Source organism: Pseudomonas sp. TAA207, from assembly GCF_001529285.1.
GTDB classification, from domain to species: Bacteria; Pseudomonadota; Gammaproteobacteria; order Pseudomonadales; family Pseudomonadaceae; genus Aquipseudomonas; species Aquipseudomonas weihenstephanensis.
On record NZ_LLWJ01000062.1, the window covers coordinates 148,355 to 165,282 of the forward strand.

Genomic DNA, 16,928 nt, shown 5'->3' on the forward strand with positions numbered 1-16,928 from the left:
CTGCGCTTTACACGCTCGCCCCGGCCAACTGCCGGGCCTGGTGATTGCGCCAGCGGGCCAGATGCTCTTCGAGATAGCGGCGCACGCAGCGCAGCAAGGGCTGCTCTTGCTCGACCAGAAAGAAGTGGTGCCCCTCAAACATGTCGAGGGAAAAGACGCTGCTGGTGTCGGCCTGCCAATCGAGCAATTGTTCGGCACGTACGCTGTCCTGCTTGCCGCCGAAGACGTGGATCGGCAGCGCCAGGGCGGGTCGCTGACCGTGGACAAAACTGCCGCACAACAGAAAGTCCGCACGCATGATGGGCAGCATCAATTGCATCAATTCGCCATTGCCCAGCACCGCTTCGTCAGTGCCTTTCAACTCACGTAAACGGGCGATCAGTTGCGCATCGGTTTTAGCCACGGTGTATTCGCTCACATCGCGCCGGGCAGGCCCCGCCGTCGCTGACGCAAACAGCGCCAGCGGTTCAGGCACGCCGCGTGCACGCAAGGCATGCACCAGCTCAAAGGCCAGCAACCCGCCCAGGCTATGGCCGAACAGCGCATAAGGCCGGTCCAGTTCCAGGCTGATTTCATCCGCCAATTGGCTGGCCAAACGCTGGATATCGCATTGCAGCGGTTCGTCCATGCGCATGCCACGCCCTGGCAGCTCCAGCGGACGCACGTGCAGCCATGCGGGTAATGAACGGCGCCAGCGGCTGTACGACATGGCACTGGCGCCCGAATGCGGCAAGCAAAACAAGCGCAGTTTGATCTCGTCGCTCATATCAAACAGCCACTGCGGTATGAGGCGCCAATGCTCGGGCGGTGCGCGCTGTCACCCGGCTGAAACACACCCTGTTCACGATCAAAAAACATCTCGCCCTCCTGTCCGAGCCATTACGCGGCCAGCATTGATGCCCGACCTTTGTCCATTGAGAACGGTTGGCCACGGCAAATAATTAGTCAGGCGCCAGACAGCGGTTTTGAGCGGATGCGGCGTGATGTGAGGTGTTTCTCAAAGTTTTGTAATCGCGATCATTAATTCTCTTTCTCAATTGACAATCATTATCATTCAACCTAATTTGTTGCCAGCTGTGTAGGCGGCGGCTTGCGTACCCGCCCACACTTTTTCAATTGCAGCAGGTGATTTCCATGACGGAACAAGTGTCCACAAGCAAGTGCGATTCACCCTTACTTCAAGCCTTTGTTGAAAACAGGCTCATTCTGGTCAAGATCGCCGCGCGCATTACCGGTTGTCGTTCCAGGGCTGAAGATGTGGTGCAAGACGCCTTCTTCCGTTTGCAGTCAGCGCCGCAAATCACCTCTTCCTTCAAGGCGCAGTTGAGTTACCTGTTTCAGATCGTGCGCAATCTGGCGATTGATCATTACCGCAAGCAGGCGCTGGAGCAGAAATACTCCGGTACAGAAGAGGAAGGCTTGAATGTGGTCATCCACGGCGCGTCGCCCGAAACCTCGCATATCAACTTCTCGACCCTGGAAAACATCGCCCAAGCGCTGACCGAGCTGCCTAGCCGCACGCGCTATGCGTTCGAGATGTACCGGTTGCACGGTGTGCAGCAAAAGGACATCGCCAAGGAGCTGGGCGTGTCCCCCACGCTGGTGAACTTCATGATCCGCGATGCGCTGATTCACTGCCGCAAGGTCTCGGGCACCCCGCGCGATACCTTCGCACGCCGTTAAAGCCCGAGCCTTGCGCTCGATCCTGTAGCCGCGGGCGAGGCATGCGGCTACAGGTCAGCACGGGTCAGAGCAATGAGCACCCGTCAAAGAACCGCTCGCGGCTTTGCATCATCAGCGCTGCGCGCTTGTGCGGGAAGTTGAACTCTTTTTCGCAGTGATACCCCTGAGCCTGCATGTAGCCGATCATTTTTGCGTTATCGGCACGCGGCTCTGCCACCACACGCCGGGTGCGCGGGTCAGCCAAAAACAGGTAATGGGTGAGCGCCGACAGCCAACTGGCCACTTTGTGCGGCCCACGATGCGCCTGCTCCCCCACCAGCATATGAATGCCGCGATCGAAATCATCCACGTCGTAAAACGGCGCGATGCGGTCTTCCTTGGCCCAATACGCCTCAAAGTACGCAAATGGCTGATCGTCGAAACAACCGATCAAGGTCAGGGTATGCGGGTCAGCGGCCAGGGTTTCGAGAAACTGGCGATGACGCTCAAGCGTGCCGCCCTCCTCCCAGAAGTCCATGACTCGCGGGGTGTTTTGCCAGCGGCTGAAACGCTCAAGGTCCAACTCGATATCCAGCGTGCGCAGGGAGATCCATTGACCGAGCCGTGAATCAAACCGGCGATACACTTCCCCCTCCGGTTTGGGCGCTCGCAGCGGGTGACGTTTGCCTGCGCTGATGACCATGTGCAATGGATACGCTGGCGCAACTGTTTCGCCCAGCCACGGCTGAGGCCGCTGCCAAAACAGGCTGCGCAAACAGGTGTATTGACCGGCGATGTCAGTGGCCAGAAGCAGACCGTCAAGCAGTGCTTCATGGGGGGGCTGGCTGAGGTGCCAAGTCAGCTGCTGGCAGTGCGGATCACTGGCCAGCAACCGGTAACACCCCGCCCAGACAGCCTGGAGTGACGGCGCCGCACGGTGATCGCCCAGGTACACATTCAGCCCTTCGCCGCGCTCAAGTCGCAGGTCGATCAACGGCTCATGGCCGAGAGCAAGGGTCAGGCGGGTGTCTGTCAAGTCGGCGCTCAAATCGCGCCAGCAGGGTTGATGCGCTAAAACAGAAGTCATGGTATGGGCTCACGATTATCGTCAACAGTCAGGCTGTTTGACGTTAGCCGCTCGCTGGAATTTAGGGCAGGGTTTGGGGCGATGCCGTACGCACCGGCACCAGGGCAATTTTGAACGGCGCAAAAATAGCGTTCATTTGCCCGTTGTCCCGCAGTTTTTGCAGCAGGTCTGCAAATTGTGGCCCGCTGATCGGCGCCTGCGGGCGTAACAACGCGTAGTGATGGTAGATCTGGTCGATCCGCTGCGAGACCAGGATGTTGTGCTGGATCTGCGGATCGCGACTGAGCAGCTCAGCCAGGTTGGAGCGCGTGATCAAGGCGATGTCGACCCTGGCGCGCAGTACCATCAGCAGATTGCTCTCATGGGAATAGGTGAGCACCGCGTTGAAGGTCTGCGCCAGGTATTTAGGTGAAGGGTTGAACCCTGCAAACGCGTAGTGATAACCGCTGAACAACGCCAACCGCTTGTTGCTCAAGTCGTCGAAGTAATGTTGCTGGCGTTGCGGCTGGCGCTTGGCGACAAACACCTCGGCATCTTCCAGCCCCATGTCGACAGCGCTGTACGCAATGTCCTGCCAGCCCCAGGCCGGGTTTTCGAACATCACGACATCGACCCGCCCTTGCTCGAAATCGCGGAAGCGCCGGGGAATGGAGCTGGGCACCAGTACAAAACGGTAGTCACGTTGCAGGCGGTTCAACGCCTCCAGCAATTGCGGCAGCAAGCCGGTGTCGGCGCCGCTTTCAGGGCGCACGGTGTACGGGGGGAAATGAGCTGCGCCGACCCTGATTTCCTGAGCCGCCCACACAGGCGTCAGGCACATCATGCCAAGGGCCAGCAACACGCTGTGAGCCATCCGGACTGGCAAACACTTCAAACCGTACACCTCTGGAAACGCCCCTGGCTGGAACTTATTGATCGCCACACGACCTGAGATCGGGCGTGCTGGCGATTTAAGCCTGCATAGCCTACCAAGGAAGCGCTTGACTGGCCCATACAAAATAGAGCCTAGGCGGATGTCAACGCTTTAGCTACGCTCCATGGCTCAACGCGGATGCTGTTAAAGGAAGCTGCACATGCCTCACTGGCTGGTAATTGATCTGGAAGCCACAACCGACGATGGCGGCTGGCCTCTGGAGGAAATGGAGGTAATTGAAATCGGTGCCAGTGTTGTCACGCGGGCTGGCCGTGAGGTGGATCATTTCCAGCGCTTTATTCGCCCTGTACGCCGCCCTTTGCTCACGCCCTTCTGTCGCCAATTAACACGCATCACTCAAGCCAACATTGATGGCGCGCCAGCGCTGCCCCTCGTCTGGGAGCAGTTTGAGCGCTGGCTTGGGCAACACCGGCCCAAGCTTGAGGCCTGGGCCAGTTGGGGCGATTACGACCGCCTGCAACTTGAGCAGGAGTGGCAGCAAAAACAGCTCAACAGTGTGCTGGCACATCTGCCGCACCTGAACCTCAAGCAGCAATTTGCTCATGCCCGTCAGTTGAAGCGACCGCTGGGCCTCAACAGTGCGTTGCAACTGGCGGGCATGCAATTTAACGGTCAGCAGCATCGGGCACTGGAAGATGCGCGAAATACCGCACGTTTATTGCCGCTGATTCTTGAAGATAAGCGCTTATAAAAGGGCGTGACGGGATAAAACGGCTTCTGCATACTGGCCAGCCATTTTTAGCCCTTCCCGAGGAATCGCCATGTTTAAAGTCAACGAATACTTCGACGGCACCGTCAAGTCGATTGCCTTCACGCAAGCTGAAGGCAAAGCCACCATTGGCGTCATGGCCCCGGGTGAATACGAGTTCGGTACGGCCGAGCGAGAAATCATGCACGTGGTCTCGGGCGAACTGAGCGTCAAACTGCCAGGCAGCGACACGTTTCAAACCTTCAAAACCGCCAGCCAATTCAACGTACCGGCCAACAGCAAGTTTCAGCTCAAGGTCGCGGTTGAAACCGCTTACCTGTGTGAATACCGCTGAGATACCCCCCGGGCGTAGCTACCTCGCAAGGCGCACGCGCAAGACGTCGCCTCGCGTTACTCGTCAACGGCTACACATACAACGCACGCTTCAGTGCAATCACTCTCGGCCATTGAACTGCAACGCCGCCAACCGCGCATACAGCGGGTTGCTGGCGATCAGTTCGGCATGGGTGCCAATAGCCACCAGCTTGCCGTGATCCATGACCGCAATGCGGTCGGCATTTTGTACCGTGGCCAAACGGTGGGCGATCACCAGCGTGGTGCGCCCCGACATCAGGCTGGGCAACGCTTGTTGAATCAAGTGTTCGCTTTGAGCATCCAATGCGCTGGTGGCTTCATCCAGCAACAGGATCGGCGCATCCACCAGTAAGGCGCGGGCAATCGCCAAACGCTGACGTTGGCCGCCCGACAACCCAAGCCCACCATCGCCCAAATGAGTCTGATAACCCTGGGGCATTTGCAAAATGAACTCATGCGCGTGGGCAATGCGCGCGGCCGCCTCCACTTGAGCGTCAGAGGCCTGAGGGTTGCCGTACCGAATGTTGTCCTCCACGGTGCCGAAAAACAGCGCCGGGTTTTGGGACACCAGGGCAAAACAGCGGCGCAGGTCTTGCGGGTCTAATTGCGAAATGGGCAACCCTTCAAGCAGGATCTGACCTTGCTGCGGGTCGTAGAAGCGCAGCAGCAAATCAAACAGCGTGGATTTGCCCGCGCCAGACGGCCCCACCAGCGCCAATGTCTCGCCTGCATTGATGGTCAGTGTGAGGTCTTCAAGGGCGTAGCGTTCAGGGCGTGACGGATAGGAAAAACACAGCCGCTCAAGCTGAAGGTTGCCTGCCACCCGCTCAGGCAAGGCCAGCACCCCCTGGCTTGGCGACACGATCAGGCTTTTGGATTGCAGCAGCTCTGCGATCCGTTCGGCTGCGCCTGCTGCGCGCTGCAATTCGCCGATGACTTCACTTAACGTGCCAAAAGCGCTGCCTACGATCAGGCTATAGAACACAAACGCTGCCAGCTCACCGCCCGTGATACGCCCTGCGATCACGTCCATGCCGCCCACCCACAACATGACCCCCACAGCCCCCAGCACCAGCAAGATCACCAGCGTTATCAGCCAGGCACGCTGAGCGATACGCTTGCGCGCGGTGGCAAAGGCCTGCTCCACAGTTTGAGCAAAGCGTTGACGGTCCTGCTGTTGGTGGTTATAGGCCTGCACGGTTTTGATCTGCCCCAGCGCTTCGGACACGTAACTGCCTACATCGGCAATCCGGTCCTGGCTCTCACGCGACAAACCCCGCACCCGTCGGCCGAAAATCAAAATCGGCGCCAGCACCAGGGGCAACGCCACCACCACGATGCTGGTGAGTTTGGGGTTGGTCACGAACAGCAGCACGATACCGCCGATCACCATCAGGCTGTTGCGCAAGAACAGTGACAAGGAAGAGCCAATCACCGATTGCAGCAACGTGGTGTCCGCGGTCAGCCGGGACTGGATTTCCGAGCTGCGGTTGTTCTCATAGAACCCTGGGTGCAAGTCGATCAGGTGGTTAAACACCTGGCGGCGGATATCGGCCACCACCCGTTCCCCGATCCACGACACCAGGTAAAAGCGTACAAAAGTGCCCACCGACAATGCCAGCACCAGCAGCATAAACAGGCCGATGGACTGGTTAAGCAGATGCGGTGACTGGGTCATGAAACCTTTGTCCACCAGCAAACGAATACCCTGCCCCATCGACAGCGTGATACCGGCGGTCACAATCAGCGCCAGCAATGCGCCTAGCGCTTGCCAGCGATATGGCGCAACAAAATGAGTGGCCAAACGAATGGCGCGGCGTTGAACGGAAGAAAGCATCAAGGGCATCCGAAAAATCAGCAAAAGAATGGACAGCGATTAAAGGCTGACAGCCTACAACGAATGCTCTGTAAGACCTGTAAACCTTTCTCACTCGTTTTGAATATGACCGGGTGCAGCAAACCCTAGGCCTGAATGATCTAAACCGAGGCTAGTAGTTTCAGGATAATTCTGTTTGAGTAAATGGCCGCCAAGTGTTGTCACTACTTGGTCATTAAACGGAACTACATTAGCGCTACACCCTGATGAGGAGACAGGCCATGGACTTGCAACACAACGCTCAACACGCAGTACCGGTGATTCGGACTCAGCCAGACCAGTCATTGGGGTGCGCGATCATTGATGCGCAGGGCAATGAAGTGTCGATCACTGAAGAAATGATTCAACACGCGTGCGCCGAACTGGATAAACGCCTGGTTCAGCCCAAGCACGAGAATTGATAGCCGTCGTTGGGTGACATCGGTTTAACCACGCATCCACCTGTAGGCGCGAACGTGCTTCGCGCCTACAGGGACCTTGTTCAGACGACCGTTTAAACGACTACACACCCGAGCGCTGTGACCATCGACGTCAGCGCCTCGTTTTGACCTTGGATGTGTACCGCCAGCCCTTCAATCTCGCGACGCACCGGGTAATGCTTGCGCAAAGCATCGAACGCCAGCTTTTGTTGCTCAACCGTACCGACCAGACTGCGGCGAAATTCGGCATCGTCACGACGCGGGTCATACACGCCCCGACACAACATGGCCAATGCCCAGTCCAGATCACTGTTGGCACTGAGTTCAACCTTGGCCAACCACGGTGCGGGCAGCAAGTCGGCCAGGTGGACCTCAGGTGTTTGCCCCAACGCATCACACAACGCCTGATAAATCTGCGCCGTGCCGCGTTGCTTGCCGTCCAGGCTGTAACCCGCGATGTGCGGGGTCGCCAACACACACAGCTCCGCCAATTCAACATCCACCTGCGGCTCACCTTCCCAGACATCCAGCACGGCTTGCAGGTCTTCTCGCTCGGTCAACACCTGGCGCAACGCAGCATTATCGACCACCGGTCCGCGGCTGGCATTAATCAGCCAGGTGCCAGGCTTGAGTTGGTTCAAGCGTTGCGCATCGAGCAAGTGCCAGGTCGCATCATTGCCGGATTTGATCAGCGGGGTGTGCAGGCTGAGCACGTCGCACTGCTCGATGATCTGCTCAAGGGTGACGTAATCGCCCCCTTCTGCTGCCTGACGCAGCGGGTCGCACACTTTGACGTTCCAGCCAAGTGCGCGCAGCACGTTGACCAGCCGCCCACCGACCTCACCCGCACCGATCACGCCATAGGTACGCTGCTTGAGGTCTACGCCTTCGATCTCCGCCAGCGTCAACAAACTGCCCAGCACGTAGTCCACGACCCCGCGCGCATTGCAGCCTGGCGCGCTGGCCCACTGAATACCGGCTTGTTCGAAGTAGTCCAGCTCCAAGTGATCGGTGCCAATGGTGCACGTGCCGACAAATCTCACCGCACTGCCTTCCAGCAGCTCGCGGTCGACGCGCGTCACTGAACGCACCAGCAACACATCGGCATCATGCACGTCGGCACGGGTGATTTGACGTCCCGGCAAACGGCGGATTTCACCGAATGAGGCAAAGAACGCTTCGATCAGCGGAATATTTTCATCAGCAACAATCAACATGGCAGGCTCCTTTGGCGGAGCAGCAGTGTAGGCGTTGTTGTACACAATGGGCCAGTGAGGTGTCGCGCGAGTTTCTTCAGCCTGCTTACAAAGCTGCTACAACTCGGCGGTTAGGGGCGCGTACAATCCCCGCCTTTGCGCGTTAAACACTGTGGATGCACGCTTGTGAATTCTGTTTCTCCTGATATTTGTGCCACTCGCATCAGCCGCCCTGCACGGGTACGTACCGAAGTACGCGCGCTGATGGCGCTGGCGTTTCCGATCATCATTTCTCAAGTGGCCACCACGGCAATGGGGTTTGTCGATGCGGTCATGGCTGGGCGAGTCGGCCCGCGCGATCTGGCGGCCGTGGCGCTGGGCAACTCGGTGTGGGTGCCGGTATTTCTGCTGATGTCTGGCATTTTGCTGGCCACCACGCCCAAAGTCGCTCAGCGTTTCGGCGCCAACAACCACCGTGAAATCGGCCCTATCGTGCGCCAGGCCCTGTGGCTGGCCTTGATAACCGGCGTCTGCGCCGCCTTGATTCTGATCGCGGCCGAACCCTTGCTGCACTGGATGAAGGTCGCGCCTGACTTGATTGAACCGTGCATGGGCTATTTGCACGGGATTGCCAGCGGCATGCCCGCCGTGGCGATTTACTGCGTGCTGCGCGGGTTCAGTGACGGGCTGGGTAAAACCCGCCCGAGCATGGTGCTGGGCCTGTGTGCGCTGGCGCTGAACATCCCTCTCAACTACGTGTTCATCTATGGCCATTTGGGCGTACCGGCCATGGGCGGCGTCGGTTGCGGCTGGGCGACGGCCATTGTGATGTGGTTTATGGCGTTGGGCATGGTGGTGTGGACGTACCGTGGCGCGATCTATCAAACGAGCCAGGTGTACAGCCATTTCGAATGGCCCCAGTGGCCCATTCTCAAACGCTTGCTCAGCGTCGGCCTGCCCATTGGTATCGCCGTGTTTGCCGAGTCGAGCATTTTTGCGGTGATTGCGTTGTTGATTGGCAGCCTGGGCGCAACCGTGGTTTCTGGCCATCAAATTGCCCTTAACTTCAGCTCGCTGGTGTTCATGATCCCGTATTCATTGGGGATGGCGATCACCGTGCGCGTGGGTCAGGCGCTGGGCCGTGAGCAACCGCGTGAAGCCCGCTTTGTCGCAGGCGTAGGCATGGGCACCGCACTGGTGTGGGCGTGTATTTCGGCCAGTTTGATTCTGCTGCTGCGCGGGCCGATTGCCAGTATCTACACCGCCGATCCAATGGTGCTTGAAGTGGCTACCCTGCTGCTGGTGTTCGCAGCGCTGTATCAGTTTTCAGACGTGATTCAAGTGACCGCAGCCGGTGCCCTGCGCGGGTATCAAGACACGCGGGTAACGATGATCATGACCTTGTTCGCGTACTGGGGTGTGGGCTTGCCCGTGGGCTATGCGCTGGGCCTGACCGACTGGCTGGGCGAACCCAGCGGCCCGAGCGGGTTGTGGCAAGGTTTGATTGTCGGCCTGACCTGCGCGGCGTTGATGCTCAGCGTGCGACTGGTGAGCAGTGCCAAAAAACGCATTCGTGCGGCCCGCATCTAGCCTGGCTGGACACACGGGTTGCGTTGCAACCTTGCGCCGCCTGCGTCACCGACTACGGGGTTTGTCTTGATCCCTGTAGTGGCTGGCGCAGGCGGCGGTCGGTTTTATCCCTGCTTCTTGCGGATCCAGTACAGGTACGTGCCCGCCTCTTCTTTTTGCTTCACCAGTTCGTGATCCAGAAACACACAAAACTTGGGGATGTCGCGTTTGGTCGAAGGGTCGGTGGCGATCACTTTCAACACACCACCCGGCACCAGGTCGCGGATGTGTTGATGCAACATCATCACCGGCTCCGGGCAGTTAAGGCCGCTGGCATCCAGCGTGCCGTCAACCGGCAGGTCAGCGCTACTCATCAGTCACTCCTTAATCAACGGGATTTAGGTTTTTTCACGTCCAGTCGACGCAAGTGGCAGGTCACTTCTTCGCGGTCGTGGTACAGCTGCTTGCAGCCAATTTCGACCGTGATGCCACGCGCCTTGAAGCCATCGGCGATGCGATCAAGCAAACGGCGCACTTCGGCATAGCGCTGTTTCATGGGCAGTTTGAGGTTGACCACCGCTTCACGGCAGTGGCCATCGCCGATCCACTCTTCGAGCATTGCCGCATTGCGCGCAGGCTTTTCGACGATATCGCAGACCATCCAGTCCACCGGCTGTTTAGGCTTGAAGGTAAAACCGTCAGCCATCAAATGCTGCACCAGCCCCGTGTCCATCAAGCTCTCGGCCATCGGGCCATTGTCGATGGCCGTCACCAGCATGCCACGGTTGACCAACTGCCAGGTCCAACCGCCCGGCGCGGCGCCCAGGTCAACCCCGGTCATGTCGCTGTGCAGACGATCGTCCCACTGCTCACGGGGGATGAAGTGGTGCCAGGCTTCTTCAAGCTTCAAGGTCGAGCGACTTGGCGCCTCACGCGGGAACTTCAAGCGCGGGATGCCCATTGGCCACATCGCACTGTTGCCAGACTCAGCCAGCCCGAGGAACAGCTCGCGACCACTTTTAACGGTCAACAGCAAACGCGGTTTGCTGTCATCGTCTTCCACCAGCTTGCCGGCCTTGATCAGCGCCTTGCGCAGGTGAGCGTCAAACTTTTTACAGAAGTTGGACAGCTCTTTGCCGTCATTGGTGTCGACCATTTCCAGCCACAGGCTGCCACACACCGCAAAATCGGCCATGTGTTCAAGGATCACACTGATACGGTCGGTTTCGGGCAACTCAATAAATTCACCCCGCGCCCACTGCCGCGGAAAAATCAGTTCGGCGAAACGCAAACCGCGCATCAGGCGTTCAGCGCCGCCCGCTTCGGTGCACACAAATTCGGCGCAGGCACTGGCAGGTTTGGCTTTGGCGTAACCGGACACATTGAGGCGCGCGGCATGCTCGGCGATTTCCGAGCAGACCTCACCTTCAAAACCTGGGCGGCAGTGCATAAAAACGGTGTTCATTGAATCACTCCTGAGCAGCGCGCGAGGATTAGCCCGCTGCACATCCTTGCCTTGGCGCAAGGACTGTCACAAAAAGGCCGGCATGATAACTGAGATTGGAACCTTGAACCTGCATAGACAGTCCAGTTATTAGCCAGTTTGATGAATCAGAGCTAGGTTAGAAGCTCAGTTTGTTCCACACGACCCGTACCGTGCGGGTCTAAAGGAGTCATTTCATGTCCTCCCTCGATAGCCTGAACACCCTCAGTACATTAAAAGTCGACGATAAGACTTATCACTACTTCAGCCTCCCGCTTGCCGCCAAAACACTCGGTGATCTGAGTCGCTTGCCGATGTCACTCAAGGTGCTGCTGGAGAACCTGCTGCGTTGGCAAGACAACAAGACCGTCACTGAAACCGACCTCAAGTCCCTGGCGGCGTGGCTTAAGGAGCGTCGCTCGGATCGCGAAATCCAATATCGCCCGGCCCGCGTACTGATGCAGGACTTCACCGGGGTGCCCGCCGTGGTCGATCTGGCGGCCATGCGTGCCGCGATGGCCAAGGCCGGTGGCGACCCGCAGCGCATCAACCCGCTGTCGCCTGTGGACCTGGTGATCGACCACTCCGTGATGGTCGACAAATTTGCCAGCCCCAGCGCCTTTGAACAGAACGTTGACATTGAAATGGAGCGTAACGGCGAACGTTATGCGTTCCTGCGCTGGGGCCAAAACGCGTTCGACAACTTCAGCGTCGTGCCACCCGGCACCGGGATTTGCCATCAAGTGAACCTGGAGTACCTGGGGCGCACGGTCTGGACCAAAGACGAAGACGGCCGCACCTATGCCTTTCCTGACACGCTGGTAGGCACCGACTCCCACACCACCATGATCAACGGCCTGGGCGTGCTGGGCTGGGGCGTAGGCGGCATCGAGGCTGAAGCGGCGATGCTCGGCCAACCCGTGTCGATGCTGATCCCGGAAGTCGTGGGCTTCAAGCTCAGTGGCAAACTCAAAGAAGGCATCACTGCCACCGACCTGGTGCTGACGGTGACGCAAATGCTGCGCAGCAAAGGCGTGGTCGGCAAGTTTGTGGAGTTTTATGGCGATGGTCTCGCGGATTTACCGCTGGCCGACCGTGCGACGCTGGCCAACATGGCGCCCGAATACGGTGCGACCTGCGGCTTTTTCCCGGTGGATCAAATCACTCTGGACTACCTGCGCCTGTCCGGGCGCCCCGACGCCACTGTGAAACTGGTCGAAGCCTATTGCAAGGCGCAGGGCCTGTGGCGTGAACCGGGTCAGGAACCGGTGTTCACCGACACATTGGCGCTGGACATGGCCACCGTCGAGGCCAGCCTGGCTGGGCCGAAACGCCCACAAGACCGCGTTTCGCTGCCCAACGTGGGCCAGGCGTTTAGTGATTTTCTGAGCCTGCAATTCAAACCCACCAATAAAGAAGAAGGCCGTCTGGAAAGTGAAGGCGGTGGCGGTGTGGCCGTGGGCAATGCCGACTTGGTGGGTGAAGCCGATTACGACTGGGAAGGTAAAACCTATCGCCTGAAAAACGGTGCCGTGGTGATTGCTGCGATTACCTCGTGCACCAACACCTCCAACCCGAGCGTGATGATGGCAGCGGGTCTGGTGGCCAAAAAGGCGGTCGAAAAAGGCCTGATGACTCAACCTTGGGTCAAAACCTCCCTCGCGCCCGGCTCCAAAGTCGTCACCGATTACTACAAGGCGGCGGGCTTGACGCCTTATCTGGATCAACTGGGCTTTTCGCTGGTGGGTTACGGCTGCACCACCTGTATTGGCAACTCAGGCCCGTTGCCTGAGCCCATTGAAAAAGCCATCACCCAGAACGATTTGACCGTGGCCTCTGTGCTGTCCGGCAACCGTAACTTTGAAGGACGGGTTCACCCGCTGGTCAAAACCAACTGGCTGGCCTCCCCGCCGCTGGTGGTTGCTTACGCCTTGGCGGGCAGCGTGCGCACGGACATCAGCAGTGAACCGCTGGGCATTGGCAAAGATGGCCAGCCGGTGTACCTGCGCGATATCTGGCCCAGCCAAAAAGAAATCGCCGACGCCGTGGCCAAGGTCAGTACCGCCATGTTCCACAAGGAGTACGCCGAAGTATTTGCGGGCGATGAGCAATGGCAAGCCATCGAAGTGCCACAGGCAGCCACTTACGTGTGGCAGGCAGACTCGACCTACATTCAACACCCGCCGTTCTTCGATGACATCAGCGGCCCTTTGCCGGTGATCAAGGACGTTGAAGGTGCTCGGGTGCTGGCGTTGCTCGGCGATTCGGTGACCACCGACCACATCTCCCCGGCCGGCAATATCAAGGCCGACAGCCCCGCCGGGCGTTACCTGCGCGAAAAAGGCGTCGAACCGCGAGACTTCAACTCTTACGGTTCGCGCCGTGGTAACCATGAAGTGATGATGCGCGGCACCTTTGCCAACATCCGCATTCGTAACGAAATGCTTGGCGGTGAAGAAGGCGGCAACACGATTTACATCCCGACCGGCGAAAAGCTGTCGATCTATGACGCGGCCATGCGCTATCAGGCTTCGGGCACGCCGCTGGTGGTGATTGCCGGTCAGGAATATGGCACCGGCTCCAGCCGCGACTGGGCCGCCAAAGGCACCAATCTGCTGGGCGTCAAAGCCGTGATTGCCGAAAGTTTTGAACGTATTCACCGCTCCAATCTGGTGGGCATGGGCGTGTTGCCCTTGCAGTTCAAGCTTGATCAAAATCGCAAAAGCCTGAACCTGACCGGCAAGGAAACCCTGGACATTCTGGGCCTGAGCGGCGCCGAGTTGCAGCCGCGCATGAACCTGACGCTGGTGATTACCCGTGAAAACGGCAGCAAAGAGCAGATTGAGGTGTTGTGCCGCATCGACACCCTCAATGAGGTGGAGTACTTCAAGGCCGGAGGCATTTTGCACTATGTGCTGCGTCAGTTAATTGCTTCCTGAAAACCGGAAGTCACTTACGACGTTTTTTGATAAATCCGTCTGAGCGTGATCGCTATAATTGCGCGCCCCGCACATGAGTCGGGGCGTGTTTTATTCGACCACTCAAAGGATTTTCATGATTGCTCTGCCATGGCCTTATCTGGCACTTCTGACCCTTGGATACGGGGTTGCCTTGAGCTACGGCCAATGGGGTCTGCAAGCTGCGGGCGCAGCCTCATTACTGATCATTAGCGGGCTTGCAGCACTGCAAACCCGGCACCGTTACCTGCGTTATGCAGGGCATGGGCTGTTTGTAGGGGTAGCGCTGGCCCTGGCGCTGCACTGGCTGCCGGGTTTTCATAATGGCCGCGCCATCGCCCCTCAACGGCTGACACCTGATGCCGTACCGTTCTCGATGTACCTCAACCTCGACAAACCCCTGATCGGCTTTTGGCTGCTGCTGGTGTGCCCGTGGATTGCCACGCGCGTCAACTGGCGTGCCTCCCTCGGCGCAACCCTGATGGGGCTTGCACTGGCAGTCACCGGCGCACTGGGCGCAGCGCTGTTACTGGGCATGATCAACTGGGCGCCAAAATGGCCGCCTCAAGGCTGGCTGTGGTTATTGAATAACCTGCTGCTGGTCACGCTGGTCGAAGAGGTGTTGTTTCGTGGCTATATACAAGGCGGCCTGAGTCGCTGGCTCAAACAGGTGCCTTATGGGCAAGCACTGGCGCTCTTGATCGCCAGCGCACTATTTGGCCTGGCACATATTGCCGCAGGCGGGCAGTGGATGCTGTTGGCGGGAATCGCGGGCGTCGGCTATGGTTTGGCCTACCGTTTTGGGGGGCTCGGTGCGGCGATCGCCACCCATTTGGGGCTCAACGTGCTGCACTTTGTTTTTTTCACCTACCCGATGCTGATGCCATAGGCGTCAACCGGGCCTCGTAGTGGCTCTATGACAGCGCCTCGCGACTGAAATATTAATTAAACAATTCCCCCCATGGGCCGACACCCTGTCAAAGCCTTGCGGATTGAAACGACATGCGTAATAACCAGCCCATCACTCAACGCGAACGCACATTCCCCGCTCAACAACGGTTGATTTCCACGACCGATGCCAAAGGCGTCATTACCTATTGCAACGACGCCTTTGTCGAGATCAGCGGGTTCTCGCGTGAAGAGCTGATGCGCGCTCCGCACAACCTTGTGCGCCATCCCGACGTGCCGCCTGCGGTCTTCGACCACATGTGGACCACCCTGAAAAAGGGTTTGCCGTGGATGGGCATCGTCAAAAACCGCTGCAAGACGGGCGACCACTACTGGGTTAACGCCTACGTAACGCCGGTGTTCGACGGCGAGCGCGTGGTGGGCTACGAGTCGGTGCGCGTCAAACCGACCGCCGAACAAGTGCGTCGGGCCGAAGCTCTGTACTCGCGAATCAATCGTGGCAAAGCGGCCATCCCGCAGCGCGACAAGTGGCTGCCGGTCTTGCAAGACTGGCTGCCGTTTATTCTGGTTAGCCAGTTGAGCTTCATGATCGGCGCCCTGCTCACCTCCAGTTGGGGCTTTGCCCTGGCCGCCGTGTTGTCGATTCCGCTGGGCCTGCTGGGCCTGACCTGGCAGCAGCGCGGCATCAAGCGCTTGCTGCGTTTGGCCGAGCAAACCACGTCTGATCCGCTGATTGCGCAGATGTACACCGACAGCCGTGGCCCGCAAGCGCGTCTGGAAATGTCCATTCTGAGCCAGGAAGCGCGCCTCAAAACCTGCCTGACACGCCTGCAAGACACCGCCGAGCACTTGAGCGACCAGGCCCGTCAATCTGACGCACTGGCGCACCAAAGCTCCACCGGGCTTGAACGTCAACGTATGGAAACCGAGCAAGTGGCCACGGCCGTCAACCAAATGGCGGCGACCACGCAAGAAGTCGCCAGCCACGTACAACGCACCGCTGACGCCACCCAGGAAGCCAATCGCCTGACCAGCCGCGGCCGTGACATTGCCGGTGAAACCCGCGAAGCCATCGAGCGCTTGTCGGTGGTGGTCGGTGAGACCGGCGCCACAGTGACGCAACTGGCCAAAGACAGTGACGAAATCGGCGGCGTCGTCGATGTGATCAAAGGCATTGCCGACCAGACCAACCTGCTGGCGCTGAACGCCGCCATCGAAGCCGCCCGGGCGGGCGAGATGGGCCGAGGCTTTGCGGTGGTCGCCGATGAAGTCCGCCAACTGGCGCAACGCACCAGCACCTCGACCGGGCAAATTCACAGCCTGATCGCCAAGCTGCAACAGACCGCCGCCAGCGCCGTGCAAACCATGGACGCCGGGCACCGTCAGGCTGAAGAAGGCGTGGCGCGGGTACTGGAAGCTGACGAGGCGTTAGTGGGCATTAGCGAGGCCGTGGCCAACATCACCGACATGACCACGCAAATCGCGGCCGCGACCGAAGAACAAAGTTCAGTCGCCGAAGAGATCAGCCGCAACATCAGCACCATTGCTGACCTGGCTGACCAAACCTCCGATCAGGCCCAACGCTCGGCACAACTGAGTGAAGAACTGACCCAGACCGTCAATGTGCAGTATTCGCTGGTGGAGCGGTTTAACCGCTGATCCTGAGGCCGCTCGTCAGGCACTGCGCAGGAGTTGGTTTTTACGATTGCTGCGCAACCGGACGCAGCCTCGCACTACTCGTCAGCGACTACAGGTTTTGCGTTCACAGCGCAC

The 16,928-nt window shown here is 58.8% G+C and carries 15 protein-coding genes; 8 read left to right on the forward strand and 7 right to left on the reverse strand.

The features are described from left to right. Positions 1–7: 7 nt before the first annotated feature. Positions 8–766 carry a thioesterase II family protein gene (locus AP059_RS08920; protein WP_059762893.1) on the reverse strand — a complete coding sequence of 253 codons (759 nt, stop codon included), beginning with the start codon at positions 764–766 and terminating at the stop codon, positions 8–10. A 368-nt stretch (positions 767–1,134) separates the two neighbouring features. Between AP059_RS08920 and AP059_RS08925 the strand changes: the two genes are divergently transcribed. Further along, the gene (locus AP059_RS08925) at positions 1,135–1,683 is read left to right on the forward strand and encodes an RNA polymerase factor sigma-70 (protein WP_059762894.1); all 549 of its coding nucleotides are present in this window, start codon (positions 1,135–1,137) and stop codon (positions 1,681–1,683) included. A gap of 64 nt (positions 1,684–1,747) precedes the next feature. Here AP059_RS08925 and AP059_RS08930 read toward each other — a convergent pair whose 3' ends face one another. Both AP059_RS08930 and AP059_RS08935 read right to left on the reverse strand, forming a co-directional pair. Next, the gene (locus AP059_RS08930; protein ID WP_059762895.1) at positions 1,748–2,749 is read right to left on the reverse strand and encodes a GNAT family N-acetyltransferase; all 1,002 of its coding nucleotides are present in this window, start codon (positions 2,747–2,749) and stop codon (positions 1,748–1,750) included. A 61-nt stretch (positions 2,750–2,810) separates the two neighbouring features. Then, positions 2,811–3,602: a substrate-binding periplasmic protein gene (locus AP059_RS08935; RefSeq protein ID WP_059762896.1), complete on the reverse strand. Its 792-nt coding sequence runs from the start codon at positions 3,600–3,602 to the stop codon at positions 2,811–2,813. A 220-nt stretch (positions 3,603–3,822) separates the two neighbouring features. Between AP059_RS08935 and AP059_RS08940 the strand changes: the two genes are divergently transcribed. Beyond that, entirely contained in the window at positions 3,823–4,374 is a 552-nt protein-coding gene (locus AP059_RS08940; RefSeq protein WP_059762897.1) for an exonuclease domain-containing protein, read from the forward strand. 70 nt (positions 4,375–4,444) lie between these two features. After that, positions 4,445–4,726, forward strand: coding sequence for a pyrimidine/purine nucleoside phosphorylase (gene ppnP, locus AP059_RS08945; RefSeq protein ID WP_048365652.1), 282 nt, complete (start codon positions 4,445–4,447; stop codon positions 4,724–4,726). A gap of 99 nt (positions 4,727–4,825) precedes the next feature. Here ppnP and AP059_RS08950 read toward each other — a convergent pair whose 3' ends face one another. Continuing rightward, complete coding sequence (locus AP059_RS08950; protein WP_165599923.1) at positions 4,826–6,592, reverse strand: ABC transporter transmembrane domain-containing protein; 1,767 nt, start codon at positions 6,590–6,592, stop codon at positions 4,826–4,828. 251 nt (positions 6,593–6,843) lie between these two features. Here AP059_RS08950 and AP059_RS08955 point away from each other — a divergent pair, with 251 nt between their 5' ends. Then, positions 6,844–7,023, forward strand: a complete 180-nt coding sequence (locus tag AP059_RS08955; RefSeq protein WP_048365650.1) for a PA1571 family protein — start codon at positions 6,844–6,846, stop codon at positions 7,021–7,023. Positions 7,024–7,115: 92 nt separating this feature from the next. Here the strand turns inward: AP059_RS08955 and pdxB are convergent, their stop codons facing one another. Continuing rightward, positions 7,116–8,258, reverse strand: a complete 1,143-nt coding sequence (gene pdxB / locus AP059_RS08960) for a 4-phosphoerythronate dehydrogenase PdxB (RefSeq protein ID WP_059762899.1) — start codon at positions 8,256–8,258, stop codon at positions 7,116–7,118. A 165-nt stretch (positions 8,259–8,423) separates the two neighbouring features. Between pdxB and AP059_RS08965 the strand changes: the two genes are divergently transcribed. Further along, positions 8,424–9,827: an MATE family efflux transporter gene (locus AP059_RS08965; RefSeq protein WP_048399158.1), complete on the forward strand. Its 1,404-nt coding sequence runs from the start codon at positions 8,424–8,426 to the stop codon at positions 9,825–9,827. 104 nt (positions 9,828–9,931) lie between these two features. On the opposite strand, the gene tusA is transcribed toward AP059_RS08965, so the two are convergent. Both tusA and rlmM read right to left on the reverse strand, forming a co-directional pair. Continuing rightward, positions 9,932–10,180, reverse strand: a complete 249-nt coding sequence (gene tusA, locus AP059_RS08970) for a sulfurtransferase TusA (RefSeq protein WP_059762900.1) — start codon at positions 10,178–10,180, stop codon at positions 9,932–9,934. A gap of 14 nt (positions 10,181–10,194) precedes the next feature. Further along, positions 10,195–11,271: a 23S rRNA (cytidine(2498)-2'-O)-methyltransferase RlmM gene (gene rlmM / locus AP059_RS08975; RefSeq protein ID WP_048365646.1), complete on the reverse strand. Its 1,077-nt coding sequence runs from the start codon at positions 11,269–11,271 to the stop codon at positions 10,195–10,197. Between the two features lie 215 nt (positions 11,272–11,486). On the opposite strand from rlmM, the gene acnA reads away from it, so the two are divergent. The 3 genes from acnA to AP059_RS08990 all read left to right on the forward strand — a co-directional run bounded on the left by acnA (position 11,487) and on the right by AP059_RS08990 (position 16,814). Further along, complete coding sequence (acnA, locus tag AP059_RS08980) at positions 11,487–14,228, forward strand: aconitate hydratase AcnA (protein ID WP_059762901.1); 2,742 nt, start codon at positions 11,487–11,489, stop codon at positions 14,226–14,228. A gap of 115 nt (positions 14,229–14,343) precedes the next feature. Further along, positions 14,344–15,135, forward strand: coding sequence for a CPBP family intramembrane glutamic endopeptidase (locus tag AP059_RS08985; RefSeq protein ID WP_059762902.1), 792 nt, complete (start codon positions 14,344–14,346; stop codon positions 15,133–15,135). A 113-nt stretch (positions 15,136–15,248) separates the two neighbouring features. Further along, complete coding sequence (locus tag AP059_RS08990; RefSeq protein WP_059762903.1) at positions 15,249–16,814, forward strand: methyl-accepting chemotaxis protein; 1,566 nt, start codon at positions 15,249–15,251, stop codon at positions 16,812–16,814. Positions 16,815–16,928 lie beyond the last annotated feature (114 nt).